This is a genomic window from Paenilisteria riparia FSL S10-1204 (genome assembly GCF_000525995.1).
GTDB classification, from domain to species: Bacteria; Bacillota; Bacilli; order Lactobacillales; family Listeriaceae; genus Listeria_A; species Listeria_A riparia.
Genome location: NZ_AODL01000055.1, coordinates 1 through 938, shown reverse-complemented (window position 1 = coordinate 938; position 938 = coordinate 1). Strand labels below are relative to the sequence as shown.

Annotated in this window: 1 protein-coding gene and 1 pseudogene; both read right to left on the bottom strand. The window is 40.0% G+C overall.

Annotated features, from left to right (window positions below; translation table 11 throughout):
- Positions 1-283, bottom strand: a pseudogene (locus PRIP_RS17460) (hypothetical protein); the annotation flags it as partial.
- A gap of 59 nt (positions 284-342) precedes the next feature.
- Positions 343-938 (bottom strand): immunoglobulin-like domain-containing protein (locus tag PRIP_RS17260; RefSeq protein WP_036102641.1); only part of this gene is annotated, 596 nt, incomplete at its 5' end.

Below are 938 nucleotides of genomic sequence, written 5' to 3'. Positions count from 1 at the left end.
TGAACACAATATGACACTTACAATTCCAACGAGTATGTGATAAACTACTATCATCGTTACTAGGCATAAAAAAAAAATCTCCTTTCGCACAGAATTTTGGTTTGCGGCCAATTCTATTATAGCGAAAGGAGATTTTTAACGCTAAAGCTATCCGTCGCCGCACACGCAGAGCGTGTGGTTTATTAGCATCATTAACGAAAAACAAGCCAAGTCTCTGTTTATTCGGAGACTTGGCTTGTTTCGGTACTTGCTGTTCTTGCCTCGTTGTTTGAAAATTATGCAATGTCCTATTTACTCGAAGATGCTGGTTCTACGCCTCATAAAAATCCCTCTTTACCTTTTTTAATTTGTAATTGTTACACCTGATATGTGGATTTCATTACTTCTTCCGTCTAGGCCAATAATTGTAACTTTATCAGTGGGCTTTAATTGAAGACTCTTGATGTAATATTTATAACTGCCTTCTGCTTGTATGAAGGCCACACTTGTTTGAGTAACTCCGTTCACACGAAGCGCTACCTTGGCAATGTCACCTGTTGCCGTTCCAGTTAAATAACTATCGCCAGCTTTCACCGGGTTAGCTGTTATTTCACCAGTAGCTTTAGAAATCGTAATGTTTTTGCTGTCCACTTGTTGTCCTGCTGCATTGTATGTTACTAGTTTTACTACGTCGGTTGTGTTTGTAATACTCGTTTTGGCGTAGTATTTAATGGTACCGTTAGTAACAGCGATACGTTGCAAGGCTTTGCCGTTGACTTGTAGTTCAGCTTTTGCGATATCACCTGTGTATGTTGCTGTGATGTAGCTGTCTTTGCCAATTTTGAATGCGTCTGCGGAAGTGATTTTACCTGTGATATTGTTAACGATTGTTACGGGTTGGGAATCTAATAGACTACCAGTTGCGCTGTAGCCATTGATTCGTACTGTGTCGGTAGCAT